Source organism: Mesorhizobium sp. AD1-1 (assembly GCF_020164655.1).
Taxonomy (GTDB): domain Bacteria; phylum Pseudomonadota; class Alphaproteobacteria; order Rhizobiales; family Rhizobiaceae; genus Mesorhizobium; species Mesorhizobium ciceri.
Window position 1 is genome coordinate 483,422 of sequence record NZ_JAIUGP010000001.1, and the last position, 15,828, is coordinate 499,249.

General features: G+C 62.2%; 13 protein-coding genes and 1 tRNA gene. 4 read left to right on the top strand and 10 right to left on the bottom strand.

Going from position 1 to position 15,828, the window contains the following annotated elements; translation table 11 throughout:
• Positions 1–75 precede the first annotated feature (75 nt).
• Together LB519_RS02225 and LB519_RS02230 are read right to left on the bottom strand one after the other, a co-directional pair.
• Positions 76–264: a YodC family protein gene (locus tag LB519_RS02225; RefSeq protein ID WP_013527958.1), complete on the bottom strand. Its 189-nt coding sequence runs from the start codon at positions 262–264 to the stop codon at positions 76–78.
• A gap of 131 nt (positions 265–395) precedes the next feature.
• Positions 396–471, bottom strand: a tRNA-Thr gene (locus tag LB519_RS02230).
• Positions 472–801: 330 nt separating this feature from the next.
• On the opposite strand from LB519_RS02230, the gene LB519_RS02235 reads away from it, so the two are divergent.
• Positions 802–1,941: a hypothetical protein gene (locus tag LB519_RS02235; protein WP_224618531.1), complete on the top strand. Its 1,140-nt coding sequence runs from the start codon at positions 802–804 to the stop codon at positions 1,939–1,941.
• Between the two features lie 20 nt (positions 1,942–1,961).
• On the opposite strand, the gene LB519_RS02240 is transcribed toward LB519_RS02235, so the two are convergent.
• A complete protein-coding gene (locus LB519_RS02240; RefSeq protein WP_024503421.1) occupies positions 1,962–3,563 on the bottom strand; it encodes a cisplatin damage response ATP-dependent DNA ligase in 1,602 nt (533 codons plus the stop codon).
• Between the two features lie 232 nt (positions 3,564–3,795).
• Positions 3,796–4,806, bottom strand: coding sequence for a ligase-associated DNA damage response exonuclease (locus LB519_RS02245; protein ID WP_013527947.1), 1,011 nt, complete (start codon positions 4,804–4,806; stop codon positions 3,796–3,798).
• A 106-nt stretch (positions 4,807–4,912) separates the two neighbouring features.
• Here LB519_RS02245 and LB519_RS02250 point away from each other — a divergent pair, with 106 nt between their 5' ends.
• From LB519_RS02250 to LB519_RS02260, 3 genes are all read left to right on the top strand, one after another.
• The gene (locus LB519_RS02250; RefSeq protein ID WP_224618533.1) at positions 4,913–5,842 is read left to right on the top strand and encodes a class I SAM-dependent DNA methyltransferase; all 930 of its coding nucleotides are present in this window, start codon (positions 4,913–4,915) and stop codon (positions 5,840–5,842) included.
• 286 nt (positions 5,843–6,128) lie between these two features.
• Complete coding sequence (locus LB519_RS02255) at positions 6,129–6,491, top strand: hypothetical protein (RefSeq protein WP_224618534.1); 363 nt, start codon at positions 6,129–6,131, stop codon at positions 6,489–6,491.
• 63 nt (positions 6,492–6,554) lie between these two features.
• Positions 6,555–7,082: an AAA family ATPase gene (locus LB519_RS02260; RefSeq protein ID WP_063169971.1), complete on the top strand. Its 528-nt coding sequence runs from the start codon at positions 6,555–6,557 to the stop codon at positions 7,080–7,082.
• A 13-nt stretch (positions 7,083–7,095) separates the two neighbouring features.
• Here the strand turns inward: LB519_RS02260 and LB519_RS02265 are convergent, their stop codons facing one another.
• From LB519_RS02265 to LB519_RS02290, 6 genes are read right to left on the bottom strand one after another with little or no spacing between them, the layout of a single operon-like run.
• A complete protein-coding gene (locus LB519_RS02265; RefSeq protein ID WP_224618536.1) occupies positions 7,096–8,037 on the bottom strand; it encodes a 2-hydroxyacid dehydrogenase in 942 nt (313 codons plus the stop codon).
• 29 nt (positions 8,038–8,066) lie between these two features.
• On the bottom strand, positions 8,067–9,698 hold the full coding sequence (locus tag LB519_RS02270; protein ID WP_063169973.1) for an ABC transporter ATP-binding protein: 1,632 nt from the start codon (positions 9,696–9,698) through the stop codon (positions 8,067–8,069).
• On the bottom strand, positions 9,695–10,840 hold the full coding sequence (locus tag LB519_RS02275) for an ABC transporter permease (protein ID WP_224618538.1): 1,146 nt from the start codon (positions 10,838–10,840) through the stop codon (positions 9,695–9,697). Before LB519_RS02275 ends, LB519_RS02270 begins: the two co-directional genes overlap by 4 nt.
• A complete protein-coding gene (locus LB519_RS02280; RefSeq protein ID WP_013527941.1) occupies positions 10,840–11,937 on the bottom strand; it encodes a microcin C ABC transporter permease YejB in 1,098 nt (365 codons plus the stop codon). Before LB519_RS02280 ends, LB519_RS02275 begins: the two co-directional genes overlap by 1 nt.
• Positions 11,938–11,967: 30 nt before the next feature.
• On the bottom strand, positions 11,968–13,836 hold the full coding sequence (locus LB519_RS02285) for an extracellular solute-binding protein (protein ID WP_127385031.1): 1,869 nt from the start codon (positions 13,834–13,836) through the stop codon (positions 11,968–11,970).
• Positions 13,836–15,710: an extracellular solute-binding protein gene (locus LB519_RS02290; RefSeq protein WP_224618539.1), complete on the bottom strand. Its 1,875-nt coding sequence runs from the start codon at positions 15,708–15,710 to the stop codon at positions 13,836–13,838. The genes LB519_RS02285 and LB519_RS02290 overlap by 1 nt, the downstream gene beginning before the upstream one ends.
• Positions 15,711–15,828 lie beyond the last annotated feature (118 nt).

Here is a 15,828-nt window from a genome sequence, read left to right on the forward strand (position 1 = left end):
GGAAAATCCGTCGGTCGCGCGTGCTGATCCATTCGTGCTCGGGTGCGCATCCCGTCGATCGGGATGGAAGGAGCTCTAGTCCGACTGGTCGGCCGCAATCAGTTGTTCGGGCTTGAACCCGGCATGCTGCGGGGTCCACACCTCGCCCTCGCGATTGAACCAGTGGCACAGATACATGCCCGAGGCTGCGCCATCGCTGACCGTCATTCTGGGGCCTCCGGATTTCAGCTTGACCACGTCTCCGGTCTTGAAATTGTTGGGCATTTTTTGACCTCCCATGCTGAGGCCATGAGTTTCACACCAAACCGGGGTCACGACAATGGCAGATCTGCCAGGCCGGCGCCGCAATCCTTTGCGCCAGATGCGAAGGGGTAGACGACAAAAAGGAGGAGAAATGGTGCCGCTTGCGTGACTCGAACACGCGACCCCCGCATTACGAATGCGGTGCTCTACCAACTGAGCTAAAGCGGCCCGGGAAGCCAACGCCTCCAAGATGCGGCGGTGATAGACGCAACCGGGCGCGAATTCAAGATGCGACTTGGCAATTCCTGCGGCGGCGTCATGGCACCCTCGAAAGCCGGCCGCCGCCTTGTCCGCCAATCAATCGCCAAGGGATGCGGCGCACGGTACGTGCGCTCTCCGCGCGTGAAAATCGGTGAAACATGCTGATTTTGTTGCCGGAACAGCGCCGGAATGGACTTTGCATACCTCTGCGAGGCAGAATGCGCCGCTCGCCCGTTGATTGATTGGTCGCCTGCGGCTAACGATCACGGCAAGGTAGGCAAAGACAGAGGGACCCGCTTGGACGCGATCGAAAAAGCGATCCGGAACGCCTTGGAGAAAGGCAATGCCGAGGACCGCGCGTTCCGCGAGAGGGTCTATCGCTCGGCTTTTGCCGCGCTTGATCGCGCGCTCCAGGCCAATCCCGGTGTGACCGTTGAGGTCGCCATCAAGCGCCGCAAGGCAATCCAGGCGAAAATCACCGAAATCGAATCCGAGTTCCTGCCGGCGGTGCCGGATGTCGGCCCGCAGGGCGATGCACCGGCGGTCGAACTCGGAGCGGACTCGGCGCCCGCGGTCGAAACCGGCCGACAGGCATCGTCCCCCGATGTCGTCGTCGACGGCCCCGTGCAATCCGCTGCCGATGCGCCGCGCTCGCGCGTCCTGCCCATCGTTCCCGACATCATGCCGGACGCCTCGCTTCCCGATGCACCGGCCATCGACATGTCGGTTCCGGCCGCGGCCGGCGCGACCACGGAAGTGGCGCCCGACCGCGATGAAAGACGCATAAGAGGGCGTCGCCTGCCGCTGACCGCCATCTTCCTGACCGTGACACTGCTGGCAGCGGTTGGCATCGGCCTGTTCTTCGCCGTGCAGACCGGCGTGTTCAAGACGTCGGCCCAACTCGACACCGCACCACCTGAAGCGCCGCCGACCGTCGAGGACGACGATTTCACACCGGCCGACGGCGGTCCGGCAAAACCCGGCGCCGCCGACCAGTCGCGCGACTGGATCAATGTGTTTTCGCCGGCCGATGCATCGCATGTCAGTGCGCCATCGGACGCCAGGGCCGAGGTGATGAAGGACGATACCGGTTCGTTCCTGCGCATCCGTTCCGGCGCGTCCGGTTCGGCGATCAGCTTCGACGTCGGACAAGGCGTGCTGGAGAAACTGGCCGGCAAACATGCCGTGTTCGACATCATTGCCCGCTCCGAAGAAGGCAAGGAGACGCAGATTTCGGTCGACTGCAATTTCGGCGAACTCGGCGACTGCGGCCGCAAGCGCTATGCGGTCGGCCAGCAGCAGAACGAATATCTGTTCGACGTGCAGTTTCCCGACAAGCATCCGGGCTCGGCCGGCACCATTGCCATCAATTCCGACTTCGACAAGCAGGGCAAGGCCGCCGACATCTACGAAATCCGCGTTTCGATCGAGCCATAGCGAACCCCGCACCGCGCTAATTATCGGTCGAGCAGCGCCTGCAGCGTTTCGATGCGGTCGGCCTCGTTGGCCGGCTTGTCCCAGCGCAATCGCGAAATGCGGGGAAAGCGCATGGCGACGCCGGATTTGTGCCGGGTCGAGCGGTTCAGTCCTTCGAAGGCGACTTCCAGCACCAGGCCGTTGTCGCGGTCGGCCCGCACCGAGCGCACCGGCCCGAAACGCTCGATCGTGTTGTCGCGGACATATTTGTCGATCTGCTTCAACTCCTCGTCGGTGAAGCCGAAATAGGCCTTGCCGACCGGTACCAGTTCTTCTTCGCCTTCGGCACCTGTCCAGACACCGAACGTATAGTCGGAATAGAAGCTCGACCGTTTGCCGTGGCCGCGCTGCGCATACATCAGCACCGCGTCCACTGTGTGCGGATCGCGTTTCCACTTGAACCACGGACCTTTCGGCCGGCCGGCGACATAGGCTGAGTCCCAGCGCTTCAGCATGACGCCTTCGATGATCGGATGCGGCGGCGCCCGGCGCAGTTCCTCCAGCGTTTGCCAGTCCGTGAAGTCGACGAATGGCGACAGATCGAAACGGCTCGGGTCGAGTGTCGCGACAAAGCTTTCCAGCCGGCCGCGCCGTTCGCGAAACGGCAGCGCGCGCAAATCCTCGCCGCCGACCTGGAGCAGATCGTAGCAGCGCATGAAGGCCGGGTATTGCTGCTGCATCTTCGGTGCCACCGTCTTGCGATTCAGCCGTTGCTGCAGATCGGAGAAGGTTCCCGTCGCCTCCCGGGGATCGCCGACAAGCAGTTCGCCGTCCAGCGTTGCGGAAAAATGCATGGCCTCGGCGAGGTCCGGAAAGGCGCCCGAAACGTCATCGCCGGTGCGCGAATAGAGCCGGCGGATGCCGCCCTCCGCCACCGCCTGGACACGGATGCCGTCCCATTTCCATTCGGCGGCATAATCGGCCGGATCGAGCTTTTCGAGATCGCCGTCGCCGACCGGGTTCGACAGCATCACCGGGCGAAACAATGCCAACGCCGTGTTCCTGGGCTTTTCGGCCTTGCCTTCCAGCCAGGCGAACAACGCTGTGTAAGGCGGTGACAGCCCGTGCCAGAGCTCCTCGATCTCCGCGACCTCGACCTTGCCGAAATCCGCCAGCGCCTGTTTGGCCAGACGCGCCGACACGCCGATGCGCAGGCCGCCGGTGACCAGCTTGATGATGGCAAAGCGTGCCGAGATGCCGGCGCTGTCGAGCAGCCCCGCCAGCACCTTGGGCCCGTCGGAGCGGCTTGCCGCCTGCAGTTTGGCGACAACCTCGCCAAGCGTCGGCTCGCGGTTCGGGATGTTTCCGGGCGTTTGCGGCCAGACCAGCGACACCGTTTCGGCGAGATCGCCGACATAGTCGTAGGAATAGCCGAACAGCACCGGATCCATGCGCTCGGTGACGAGCATGCGCAGCATCGCCGGCTTGACCGCGGCGATGTGGAGATCGCCAGTGATGGCAGCCAGCGCCAGGCCGCGATCGGGATCCTCGACGCTGCGGAAATAGTCGGTCAGCAAGGTCAGCTTGCCGTTGCGCGACGGCGTCAGCACCAGGCGGTCGAGAAGTTCGGCGAAGCGGTTCATGGCGGCGTGAACCTCGCCAATCTGGGAACGTCGCGTTCTGTCGCGCCCCCCTCTGTCCTGCCGGACATCTCCCCCTCAAGGGGGGAGATTGGATATCCCCACTGCTTTCGCCAATCTCCAACGTCGCGAGAATGAGCGCAGCGTCGAAGCAGCCGATCTCCCCCCTTGAGGGGGAGATGTCCGGCAGGACAGAGGGGGGCGCCGTAGGGCGCAAAATCAGCCAAAGGTGTCATCAATCGCCCTCGTCCTCGTAGCCCACCAGGTGCAGCGGCCGCGCCGCGATGCCTTTGAGCTCGCACCAGCGGACCAGCGCCTCCTCGCGGCCATGCGTCACCCAGACCTCTTCGGCTCCGGTCTCCTTGATGGTGGCGGTCAGCTCATCCCAGTCGGCATGGTCCGAGATGATCAGCGGCAGTTCGACGCCGCCCTGCTTGGCGCGCTGGCGGATACGCATCCAGCCTGACGCAAAGCACGAGATCGGATCGGGAAACCGCCGCGCCCAGCGATCCGCGAAGGCCGAAGGCGGGCCGACGACGATGGCGCCGGCAAAATCATCCTTGCCGCCGCTTTCGACGGTCGCCGGTTCGAGGGTGCCGAGATCGATGCCTTGGCTCTGGTAGTACTCACTGAGCTTGGCCAGCGCGCCATGGATGTAGAGCGGCCTGTCGTAGCCGGCGTCGCGCAACAGCCGCATCACCCGTTGCGCCTTGCCCAGCGCATAGGCGCCGACCAGATGCGAGCGTTCGGGGAACTGCGCGGCCGATTTCAGCAGGCGGGCGATTTCTTCGGTGTCGGGGGGATGGCGAAACACCGGCAGGCCGAACGTCGCTTCGGTGATGAACACATCGCACGGGATCGGCTCGAATGGCGCGCAGGTCGCGTCCCTCTGCCGCTTGTAGTCGCCGGAAGCGACGATGCGCGTGCCCTGATGCTCGACCGCTATCTGCGCCGAGCCCAGCACATGGCCGGCCGGATGGAAGCTGACGCTGACGCCATCGAGGGCAATCGTCTCGCCGAGCCTTGCCGCTTGTGTTGTTCCAGCGAAATCCTCGCCGTAGCGCAGCCCCATAATGTCGAGCGTCTGCTGCGTCGCCAGCACCGAGCGGTGGCCGGAACGCGCGTGGTCGGAATGGCCATGCGTGATCAGTGCCCGGTTGACCGGCCGCACCGGGTCGATGAAGAAATCGCCCGGCGGGCAATAGAGGCCCTCGGGCCGGGGGTGAAGCAGAACACTGGTGCGCATGGTCTCCAAGATAGGATATAATTCCGCGGCGGGAAGCCTGTTGTAAGTCACTGCTGACTCCCGCATAGAGCACCGCCGGCTCGATCCGCCGGCAGGACCCATCGCCATGAAACCGCTTCAGGCCTCGTCAGGCGACTTGAACGCCGATCGCCGCGCCGACTATGCCGAGATGCTGCACGCTGATGGCGATCATGCGGCGGCGGCGGAATTGCTGCTCGGTGCGCTGGAAATAACGCCGCAATGGGCGATGGGCTGGTTTCGCCTCGGCGAGATGCAGCAGGCGGCGGGCGCGGCGGATCTGGCCGCACAGGCGTGGACGATGTCGCTGCAACTCGATCCATCGGATCGTCAAGGCGCTGCACTGAACCTGCAATTGATCGGCAAGGCGCCGGCGGTCGATGCGCTCCCCAGCGCCTTCGTCGAGACCTTGTTCGACCATTATGCCGAGAGCTTCGACGAGTCCCTGGTCGGCAGGCTGGGTTACCGCCTGCCTGGGATGCTCGACCAGGCCATTCGAGCGGCAAGGCCGGGCCGCTTCGCGCTGGCGCTCGATCTCGGCTGCGGCACAGGCCTGATGGGGCAGAGGCTGCGGCCGATCGCCGACCGGCTGGAGGGGTATGACATTTCGGCCAAAATGCTGAGAAAGGCGCGGGCCAAGGGCGTCTACGATTTCCTCGACAAGGCCGATCTGCGGGATTTTTCCTATGCCGGTCCGAAAGCCGATCTGGTGACGGTGGCCGATGTTTTCATCTATGTCGGTGCGCTGGGCGGCGTGGTGAAGACGATTGCCGGCCTGCTGGCCACGGATGGCCTGTTCGCGTTTTCCGTCGAGACGCTGGCTGGCGATGGCGATTTTGCGCTGCTGCCGTCACGCCGCTATGCGCATGCGCAACGCTATGTGCTCGACGTGCTGGCCGCCAACGGGCTTTCGGTCCTGTCACTGGAACCAACCGCGATCCGGCAGGATCGCGGGGAACACGTCAACGGGTTGGTCGTTGTGGCCAGGGCTCCGAACTCAGCTGAACAAAGGACCTGACGGCAGCCGGTCGGCGGTGTCGGCAGCTTTTCGTCGGGTGCGATAGGAATTTTTTCTTGACACCCTGCCCTCAGCTATGGTACATTTTCGCCCATGGTGCTGATTTGCGCCAGTGACCCGCCGGACAGGCGGGTTTTTCGTTTGATGCTCCGTCAGCCGCGCGCCTGCGGAGGGGCAGCCTCGCCGCCTCGCAAATATTCCTGCTGTGAAAAAGTCCGATTTGCATGCGCGACTGATATTTGGCATCTGCTCGCGTCAGGGCGGGATATCAGGAGGAGCATAGCCGATGCGCTGGAACATGATGATCTTGGCCTCTTGCCTGCTGACCGCCGGCTGTGTCGGTGGCACTTCGATGTCGGAACAGCAGGATGCGAACATCCAGTCGTCCCTGCAATATGACACCGTGCCGTGCGACCAGTTGCTGGCGCAGCGCAACGGGTTGGCGCAGCAATACAACCTGCCGACGAAGGCCAAGCCGACCTTCTCCAATCCGGCGATGGGCTTCGGCCCGTTCACGCCGGACATGCGCTCGAAGGCCAAGCGCGATACCGACAAGGCGAGCGGTGAGATCGATGCCATGAACCGGTCGATCGACCGACGCGACTGCGGCCAGCCGGAGAAGCAGAAGAAGATCGCTCTGCCTGGCTAGAGGTCGGAGGCGGCTACGGGTCGAGAATCGCAGGCAACAAACCACCTTGCAGGGCACGATCGGATGCATCTCTCGGAGCTCGGGGACCGCATATGTATCTTGGGGCCGTCCAACAGTGGCAAGTCGACCCTCGCCGACGCGATTGCCCGCAAGCGTGATCTGGCGACTGTTCACCTCGATCAGCTCTTCCATCTCCCGAACACGGATTGGGAAGCGCGCCCAAGGGACGAATTCATTGCCTTGCACGACGCCGCAATCGCCGGAGAGCGTTGGGTGATGGATGGGAATTATTCGGTAGGTATGCCGCAACGTTTTCGGCGGGCGACGGGATTGATCCTGTTGGACATTTCCACACCCGCAAGTTTGTTGCGCTATTTTCGCCGGACGTTGTTGGAGCGGGAGAGGCGCGGTGCCTTGGAGGGCGGGCGCGACAGCGTCAAATGGGATATGATCCGCCATATCACTGTCGCCACGCCGAAAAATCGCAAACGCTACCTGGCTATGTTCGAGCAGATTGATCTGCCAAAGGTGCAGTTATCGTCACTGCGGGCAATCAAGAAGTGCTTCCGGGAGTGGGACCTGGCCCGATGAGGCCTTGTCCTGGCTAATACCCTGCATCGCGGTCCACCAGATTGTCGAGCTTTTCGCCGCGTTCGAAGGCGTCCATCTGGCGCAGCATGATCGGCGCCAGATGCACCGGATCGGAGGTCGCCGCCGCGTGTGGCGTCACGAACACTTTCGGATGCCCCCACAGCGGACTGGTCTTCGGCAGCGGTTCGACCTCGAACACGTCGAGGCTTGCCTCCTTCAACGTGCCGTCATCCAGCGCCCGCAAAATGTCGGCATCCTTCTGCAGGCGGCCACGCCCGGCATTGATCAGCACCGAGCCGCCGAGGCCGTTGCGTTTCCGCAGCTCCTTCAGCACGCCGTAGTTGATGATGCCCTTGGTCTCCGGCGTCAGCGGCAGAAGCACCACCAGGATGTCGGTTGCCTTGAGGAAGGGGATCAATCCAGCCTCGCCGGAATAGGTCGCGACGCCTTGCATGGCCTTGTCGCTGCGCGACCAGCCATTGACGGCAAAGCCGAGCGAGAGCAGCACCGATGCCGCGGCCCGGCCGAGACTGCCGAGCCCCATGATGCCGACCGAAATGTCACCGGCAGGCCTCTGCTGCGGCTCATGCCAGATCTTCTTCGACTGCTGCGACCGGTAGAGCAGGCCCTGGCGGTGATGGTCGAGCACCCGCCAGACGACATATTCGGTCATGTACTGGGTGAGGTTGTCGGCAACGATTTTGACGATCGGCACGTCGGGCAGGCCGGGATCGGCGAAGATATGGTCGACGCCGGCGCCGATCGAGAAGATGGCGCGCAGATTGGGCAGCGACGCCAGGATGTTCGGCTTCTGCTTCCATACAACGGCATAGGTGATCGACGGGTCGCTGGCGCCGTCCGGCTCCAGCACCACCTCGCGTTCGGCCGACAGCAGGTCGCGCCAGCGCTGCGGATGAAAGCCGGTGACGGCAAGCAGGATGCGGCCTTTTTCCATTGCGGTCCTTTAGTCCCTCTTTACGCAAATCACTCGCTGACGATGCCGACCGGTGCCGTCTCGATCTTGAAGGCGGCCGAGATCAGCGCCCGAGTATAGTCGGTTTGCGGATTTTCAAAAATCTGCTGGGAAGGGCCGGCTTCGACGATCCTGCCATTGCGCATGACGATGACGTCGTTGGCGAGCGCCCGGATGACTTTCAAATCATGGCTGATGAAGAGATAGGCGAGATCGTGCTTGGCCTGCAGGCTGCGCAGCAGGTCGACGACCTGCGCCTGCACGCTCATGTCGAGTGCCGATGTCGGCTCGTCCAGCATGACGAAGCGCGGGTTGAGCACCATGGCGCGTGCGATGGCAACGCGCTGGCGCTGGCCACCGGAAAACTCGTGCGGGTAGCGGTTGCGGGTCGCCGGATCGAGCCCAACCTCCTTCAGCACGGCGGCCACCTTGTCGTCGCGCTCGTCGGGCGACAGCTTCGGCTCGTGGATCTTGAGGCCTTCCTCGATGATCTCGGCGATCGACATGCGCGGGCTGAGCGAGCCGAACGGATCCTGGAAGACGATCTGCAATTCGCGCCTGAGCGGCCGCATTGCATTGAAGGACAGCTGGTTGATGTCGCGACCGTTGAACTGGATCATGCCGGTTGACGAGATCATGCGCGCCAGCGCCAAGCCGAGCGTCGTCTTGCCGGAGCCGGATTCGCCGACCACGCCGAGCGTCTGGCCGGCGCGCACGGTGACATCGATGCCGTCCACTGCCTTCACATTGTCGACGGTGCGGCGGAAGAAGCCCTGCTTGATCGGGAACCAGACCTTTATGTCCTTGCCGGTCATGACCGGCTTGGCGTCGGCATTGGCGGCCGGCGGCTTGCCCTTCGGCTCGGCCGCCAGCAGATGCCTTGTGTAGGCATGCTGCGGATTGGCGAAGATCTCCTTGGTCGGGCCGGTCTCGACGATCTTGCCCTTGGTCATCACGCAGACGCGGTCGGCAATCTTGCGCACGATGCCGAGATCATGGGTGATGAACAGCATCGACATGCCCTTGCGGCTCTTCAAGCCGGCCAGCAGTTCGAGGATCTGCGCCTGAACGGTGACGTCGAGCGCCGTCGTCGGCTCGTCGGCGATCAGAAGTTCGGGCTCGTTGGCCAGCGCCATGGCGATCATCACGCGCTGGCGCTGGCCCCCGGACAACTGGTGTGGATAGGCATCGAGGCGCTTGTGCGGATCGCGGATGCCAACCTCGTTGAGCAGGGCCAGCGTGCGCTCCTTGGCGGGGCGGTCGGCCATGCCTTGGTGCAGCTTCAGGATCTCGACGATTTGATGCTCGATCGTGTGCAGCGGATTGAGCGAGGTCATCGGCTCCTGGAAGATCATGGTGATCTTGTTGCCGCGCACCTGCCGCAACTGCTTCTCGCTCATCGCCAGCAGGTCGTTGCCCTGGAACACGATCTTTCCCGAGGGGTGGCTGGCGCTTGGATAGGGCAAAAGCTTCAGCACCGAAAGCGCCGAGACCGATTTGCCGGAGCCGGATTCGCCGACCAGCGCCACCGTCTCGCCCTTGGCGATGTCGAACGAGATGTGGTCGACAGCCGTCGACTGGCCGCCGCCCTGGCTGAAGGCGACGCTGAGGTCCTGTACGCTGAGCAAGGGGGCTTCGCTCATCGGAACGTCTTGCGCGGATCGAAGGCGTCGCGCGTCGCCTCGCCGACGAAGACCAGCAGGGACAGCATCAGCGAGATGACGACGAAGCCGGAAATGCCGAGCCACGGCGCATTGAGGTTGCGCTGCGCCTGCTTGAGCAATTCGCCGAGCGAGGCGGAGCCGGGCGGCAGGCCAAAGCCGAGGTAGTCGAGCGAGGTCAGCGTCGAGATCGAGCCCGAGAGCAGGAAGGGCATGAAGGTCAATGTCGCCACCATGGCATTGGGCAGCAGGTGCCGGAACATGATGGTGCGGTTGGGCACGCCGAGCGCCCGGGCCGCGTTGACATATTCGAAATTGCGGGCGCGCAGGAACTCGGCCCGCACCACGCCGACCAGCGCCACCCAGGAAAACAGCAGCATCAGGCCGAGCAGGATGAAGAAGCCCGGCGGCAGGATGGCGGCGACGATGAGCAGGAGATAGAGCACCGGGATGGCGGACCAGATCTCGATGAAACGCTGGAACAAGAGATCCGTCCAGCCGCCGAAATAACCTTGCACGGCGCCGGCCGCGACGCCGATCAAAGCCGAGCCGGCGGTCAGGATCAGGCCGAACAGCACCGAAATGCGGAAGCCGTAGATGACGCGCGCCAGCACGTCGCGCGCCTGGTCGTCGGTGCCGAGCCAATTCCAGTTGCCGACGATGCAGGCGGGGTCGGCAGCACCCTGCGGATACTGATTGCAGCGTGTCTTGGCGTCATACTGCCACGACGGCCTGGCCGGTGCTGCTTCGGGGATAGCGTTGTTGACCGTCTGATAGGAGTAGCGCACCGGCGGCCAGATCATCCAGCCATTGGCGTTGATCTCGTCCTGGATGACCGGATCGCGATAGTCGGTGACGGCATAGAAGCCGCCGAATTTTTCCTCGGGGTAGGCGACCAGCACCGGAAACAGGATTTCGCCCTTGTAGGAAGCGATGATCGGCTTGTCGTTGGCGATGAACTCGGAAAACAGCGACAGCACGAACAGGACGAGGAAAATCCACAGCGACCAGTAGCCGCGGCGGTTGGCTTTGAAGTTCTGCAGGCGGCGCTTGTTGAGCGGCGACAGAAACGGCCGCTTGATCCGCGCGGGTGCCGCGTCGACGGGGACTGTAGCCTGCGACATCAGACGTCTCTCCGCTCGAAATCGATGCGCGGATCGACCCAGGTGTAGAGCAGGTCGGACAAGAGCCCGACGAACAGCCCCAGCAGCGAGAAGATGTAGAGATTGGCGAACACCACCGGATAGTCACGCTCGACCACCGACCGGAAGCCGAGCAGGCCGAGGCCATCGAGGGAGAAGATGTTCTCGATCAGCAGCGAGCCGGTGAAGAAGGCCGAGATGAAGGCGCCGGGAAAACCGGCGATGACGATCAGCATGGCGTTGCGGAAGACGTGGCCGTAGAGCACCTGCCGTTCCGACAGGCCCTTGGCCCGCGCCGTCACCACATACTGTTTGCGGATTTCTTCGAGGAACGAGTTCTTGGTCAGCAGCGTCGTGGTGGCGAAGGCCGACAGCACCAGCGCGGTCAGCGGCAATGTCATGTGCCAGAAATAGTCGACGATCTTTCCCCACCACGACAATTGATCCCAATTGTCCGAGGTGAGGCCGCGCAACGGAAACCAGTCCCAGAAAGACCCGCCGGCAAACAGCACCATCAGCATGATGCCGAACAGGAAGCCCGGAATGGCATAGCCGACAATGACGACGCCGCTGGTCCAGACGTCGAAGGGAGTGCCGTCCTTGACAGCCTTGCGGATGCCGAGCGGGATCGAGATCAAATAGGACAACAGCGTGATCCACAGCCCGATCGAGATCGACACCGGCATTTTTTCCAGGATCAGGTCGAGCACCGAAATGTCGCGGAAATAGCTGTCGCCGAAATCGAAGCGGGCATAGTTCCACAGCATCATGCCGAAGCGCTCGAGCGGCGGCTTGTCGAAGCCGAACTGCTTTTCCAGCTTCTTGATGAATTCCGGATCGAGCCCCTGCGCACCGCGATATTTCGAGCTGACGTCACCGGCGGCATCGAAATTGCCGCCGGCACCCGCGTCGCCGCCACCACCGCCGAGGCGGTCGCTGCCGCCCTGATTGGTCAGCCGGGCGATGACCTGTTCGACCGGACCGCCGGGGGCGAACTGGATGACGGCGAAGGATATCGCCATGATGCCGAACAGCGTCGGGATCATCAAAAGGATGCGGCGCAGGATATAGGCGCCCATCAGGCCTTCTGCCCTCGTTGAGCGAACATCTCAGCCTTTGCCAATTCTTGCCGCCTTGCCCTTATCGAACCACCACAGCGTCTCGACCGGAAAGCCGAAATCAGGCTTCTGTTCGACAAAGCCGAACATGTCCCAATAGGCGACGCGGTGATTCGCCAGATAGTATGTTGGAATCCAGTCCAGCCGCGCGCGCAAGACCCGGTCGAGCGCTCTGAGCGCCGTGACGAGTTCTATACGGTCTTTCGCCTTGGCTGCTGCCGCGATCAGGGCGTCGATGGCCTTGCTTTCGGTGCCGGGATAGTTGCGCTGCCCCGGGATTTTCGCCATGCGGGAATCATAGAGCATCTGCAGGCTGTCGTCAGTCGGCGTCGCCCCGATCGACCAATGCAGCAAGGCAAGATCGAAGTCGTAATTGCTGTGCCGCTGCTCATACTGCGCCGAATCGATTTGCCGGATCGATGCGTCGATCCCGATCGCCTTCATATTCTCCGACCACGGGGTGTAGATACGAACGATGCCATCGTCCTCCGCCAGCATTTCGACCCGCAGCCGCTCACCCTTGTCATTGACGACGAAACTGCCGTCGCGCTTCCAGCCGGCTTGCGCAAGCAATCTCGAAGCCTCGCCCAGCAGCTTGCGGTCATGGCCCGAACCGTCGGACAGGGGCTGTGTTACCGCTTCACCGAAAACCTCTGGCGGCAACTCGGCCCGGAATGGCTCCAGCAGGGCCAATTCGTCAGGCGAGGGCAGGCCTTCGGCCTTGTAATCCGATCGTTCGAAGTTCGATTGAGAACGCTCGTAGGAGCCGTAAAACAAGGCCCGCTTCATCCATTCGAAATCGAAACATCTGGCGATCGCCCGCCGCACCCGCTCATCGCGGAATTGCGGACGACGCTGGTTCAGCGCGACGCTCTGCATGTCTGGCGTCTTCTCGCCGGGAAATTCCCGTTTGAGGACCTTGCCGTCCTTCAGCGCCGGAAAGTCGTATCCGGTCGCCCATACCCGTGAGGTGAATTCCTCGCGAAAATGCGTGTCGCCTTTCTTGAAGGCCTCGAATGCCGCCTGCCGGTCAAGATAGAAGTCGATGCGGATGCGGTCGAAATTGTAGAGGCCGCGGTTCACCGGGAGATCGCGGCCCCAATAATCGGCGACGCGGTCATATTCGACCGTCTGTCCGGCCGCCACGCGTCCAATCTTGTAGGGTCCCGAGCCAAGCGGCGGCGTCATGGTCGAAGCATCGAAATCATTGGCCGTGTAAAAGGCCTTGGAGACGATCGGCATCCCCACGATCGCAAGGACGTTTTGCGCCGACTGCTTGCCGTTGAGGGTGAGATCGACGGTGGTGGGATCGACCGCAACCACGTCGGTCATGTACCGCAACGCCTGGGAAAGGTTCGGATGGCCCTTGTCCTTATAGAGCTTCAGCGCAAAGACAACGTCTTGCGCGGTCAGCGGCGAGCCGTCGTGGAAACGCGCTTGCGGTCGCAGCACGAAGCGGAAACCGTTGCGGTCTGGCGACAGGGCAACGGTTTCGGCAAGCAGGCCATAGACTGCATCCGGCTCATCGAGCGCGCTTGTCATCAGCGAATCGAAACAGAGTTCGGCGCGCGGCGGCGCCTCACCCTTCAACACCAGGAAATTCAACGTGTTGAAGGTCAGGAAGCTCTGATTGAGGGTTGCGTTCGGCGGCGCGAAATTCATCTGGCCGCCCTTGGGCGCGTCCGGATTGACGTAGTCGAAATGCGCGAAATCGGGCTTGTACTTGAGGTCGCCGAAGGCGGACAGGCCATGCAGCTTGATGCCAGTCGCAATGTCGGCGAAGGCCCGGCCGGGCAACAGGGCAGCGGCTGCCGCGGCACTGCCCAGGGCGAGAAAGTCGCGGCGGGGCAGGGCCGCCATCAATTGCCGCCCTTGTATTTGGCCGCCAGCGCCTTCTCCTTGTCCGGGTCGATCCACCAGGAATCGATGTCGGGACCCAAGTAAGTCGGCTGTTTTTCCGGGATGCCGAATTTGTTCCAGTAGGCCAGCCAGGTTACTGATCGGGTGAATTGCGGGACGCAATAGAAATTCCACAACAGAACCCGGTCGAGCGCATGAGTGGCGGCGAGCAGGTCGTCGCGATCCGTCGCGAAGATAACGCGTTCAACCAGTGCGTCGACCACTGGGTCCTTGATCCCCGCGTAATTTCGTGAGCCCGGTGTATCGGCTGCCTTCGAACTCCAGTACTCGCGTTGTTCATTGCCCGGCGAGTCCGACTGCGGCAGCCGAGAGGTTATGACGTCGTAGTCGAAATTGTTGACGCGAGCGATGTACTGGCTGGTATCGACTATCCTGAACGAAGCCGAGATGCCGATCTTTCCCAGCATATTTACAAATGGATTGACCGTTTGTTCGGCGCCCTGGTCGAAGCCCAGAATCTCGACGGTAAAAGGCTCCCCGCTTTTCTCATTGGTCATACGGCCATTCTGGATTTTCCAACCCGCCGCCGCAAACAGATCGATCGCTTCGCGCAGGTACGACCGCTCGGCCTTCGGGCTATCGAAGACCGGAAGCTTGAACTCCTGGGTAAACAGTTCTGGCGGGAGCTTGCCCTTGTATTGATTGAGGATCTCCAATTCTTTGCCCCGCGGCAGTCCGCTCGAAGCAAGTTCGCTGCCCATGAAATAGCTGTTGGAGCGGGTGTTGAGGCCGAAGGATTGGGTGCGGTTCAAGGTTTCGAAGTCGAAGGCGTAACCGAGCGCCTCGCGCACGCGCCGATCCTGGAACTTTGTCCGTCGCGTGTTCAGCATGAAACCTTGCATCGAGGCGAGTGATGTCGCCTTGAACTCCCGCTTGATGACATCGCCGGCTTTGAGAGCCGGAAAATTGTAGCGCGTCATCCATAATCGCGCACTGTTTTCAGCCTGGATGTCCTCATATCCGCCTTTGGTGAAGGCTTGCCACGCGGCGTTGTCATCGAGAATGTAGGTGTAGCGTCTGGTGTCGTAGTTGTTGCGCCCGACATTGATGGCCAGATCGGCGGCCCAGAAGTCCCGAACGCGTCGCCAGACGACTTCCGAACCAGGTTTGAAGCTCTCGATCTTGTAGGGTCCAGAGCCGAGCGGGATTTCAAGGCTTGGCTGGGTGATGTCGCGCTTCTTGCCGTTGGCATCGGTGCCTTCCCACCAGTGCTTCGGCAGCACCACCACATCCGCCATGATCAGCGGTAACTCGCGATTACCCTTCTGATCAAAACGGAACTCGACTTCCCGATCTGAAACGGCGACCGCCTCGGTGACGTTGGCGAAATAGCGGTTGAACTGCGGACTTTCCTTTTTGAGAAAGTTAAATGACCAAATCACGTCATCCACGGTGATCGGTTGGCCATCATGCCATCTGGCACGCGGGTCGAGCCGATAAGTTGCGGATGAAAAATCGGCTGGGTACTTGTAGGCGTCTGCTATCTCGGGATGGTTGACGCTGCCCTCGTCAAGGGATTTCGCCATCAGCGACTGGTAGAGGAGCCCACCCTGATAGTTCAATCCTGCGGCAGGGGTGCCGCGTGCGATGAAAGGATTGAAGCTGTCGAAGGTGCCGAGTTCCACCGAGTTCAGCGTGCCGCCCTTGGGCGCGTTCGGATTGACGTAATCGTAGTGCTGGAAATTGGCGCCGTATTTGGACTCGCCGATCAGCGATGAGGTGGTGCGCCATTCGTCGGCGCGGGCAGCCTGCAATCCCGCCGCCAGAAGGGCTGCCGCCAGCAACGACTTGAGAAGCGTTCGGCCAACCGTCATGCACTATCCTCTTCGCGATGCCCGTTCATGGGCAATCTAGATGATTTGGCGCTCGTGAAAACCGTCATGCGCGGCTTTGTCGCCGCCTATGCGGTTTTCCCAATAAAAAAGCCGGGCT

Excerpts from the sequence above, each read along its gene's own strand:
- LB519_RS02280 (WP_013527941.1), bottom strand. The coding sequence starts at position 11,937 with ATGGGCGCCTATATCCTGCGCCGCATCCTTTTGATGATCCCGACGCTG.
- LB519_RS02270 (WP_063169973.1), bottom strand. The coding sequence starts at position 9,698 with ATGAGCGAAGCCCCCTTGCTCAGCGTACAGGACCTCAGCGTCGCCTTC.
- LB519_RS02225 (WP_013527958.1), bottom strand. The coding sequence starts at position 264 with ATGCCCAACAATTTCAAGACCGGAGACGTGGTCAAGCTGAAATCCGGA.
- LB519_RS02275 (WP_224618538.1), bottom strand. The coding sequence starts at position 10,840 with ATGTCGCAGGCTACAGTCCCCGTCGACGCGGCACCCGCGCGGATCAAG.
- LB519_RS02260 (WP_063169971.1), top strand. The coding sequence starts at position 6,555 with ATGCATCTCTCGGAGCTCGGGGACCGCATATGTATCTTGGGGCCGTCC.
- LB519_RS02240 (WP_024503421.1), bottom strand. The coding sequence starts at position 3,563 with ATGAACCGCTTCGCCGAACTTCTCGACCGCCTGGTGCTGACGCCGTCG.
- LB519_RS02245 (WP_013527947.1), bottom strand. The coding sequence starts at position 4,806 with ATGCGCACCAGTGTTCTGCTTCACCCCCGGCCCGAGGGCCTCTATTGC.
- LB519_RS02250 (WP_224618533.1), top strand. The coding sequence starts at position 4,913 with ATGAAACCGCTTCAGGCCTCGTCAGGCGACTTGAACGCCGATCGCCGC.
- LB519_RS02255 (WP_224618534.1), top strand. The coding sequence starts at position 6,129 with ATGCGCTGGAACATGATGATCTTGGCCTCTTGCCTGCTGACCGCCGGC.
- LB519_RS02285 (WP_127385031.1), bottom strand. The coding sequence starts at position 13,836 with ATGGCGGCCCTGCCCCGCCGCGACTTTCTCGCCCTGGGCAGTGCCGCG.
- LB519_RS02265 (WP_224618536.1), bottom strand. The coding sequence starts at position 8,037 with ATGGAAAAAGGCCGCATCCTGCTTGCCGTCACCGGCTTTCATCCGCAG.
- LB519_RS02290 (WP_224618539.1), bottom strand. The coding sequence starts at position 15,710 with ATGACGGTTGGCCGAACGCTTCTCAAGTCGTTGCTGGCGGCAGCCCTT.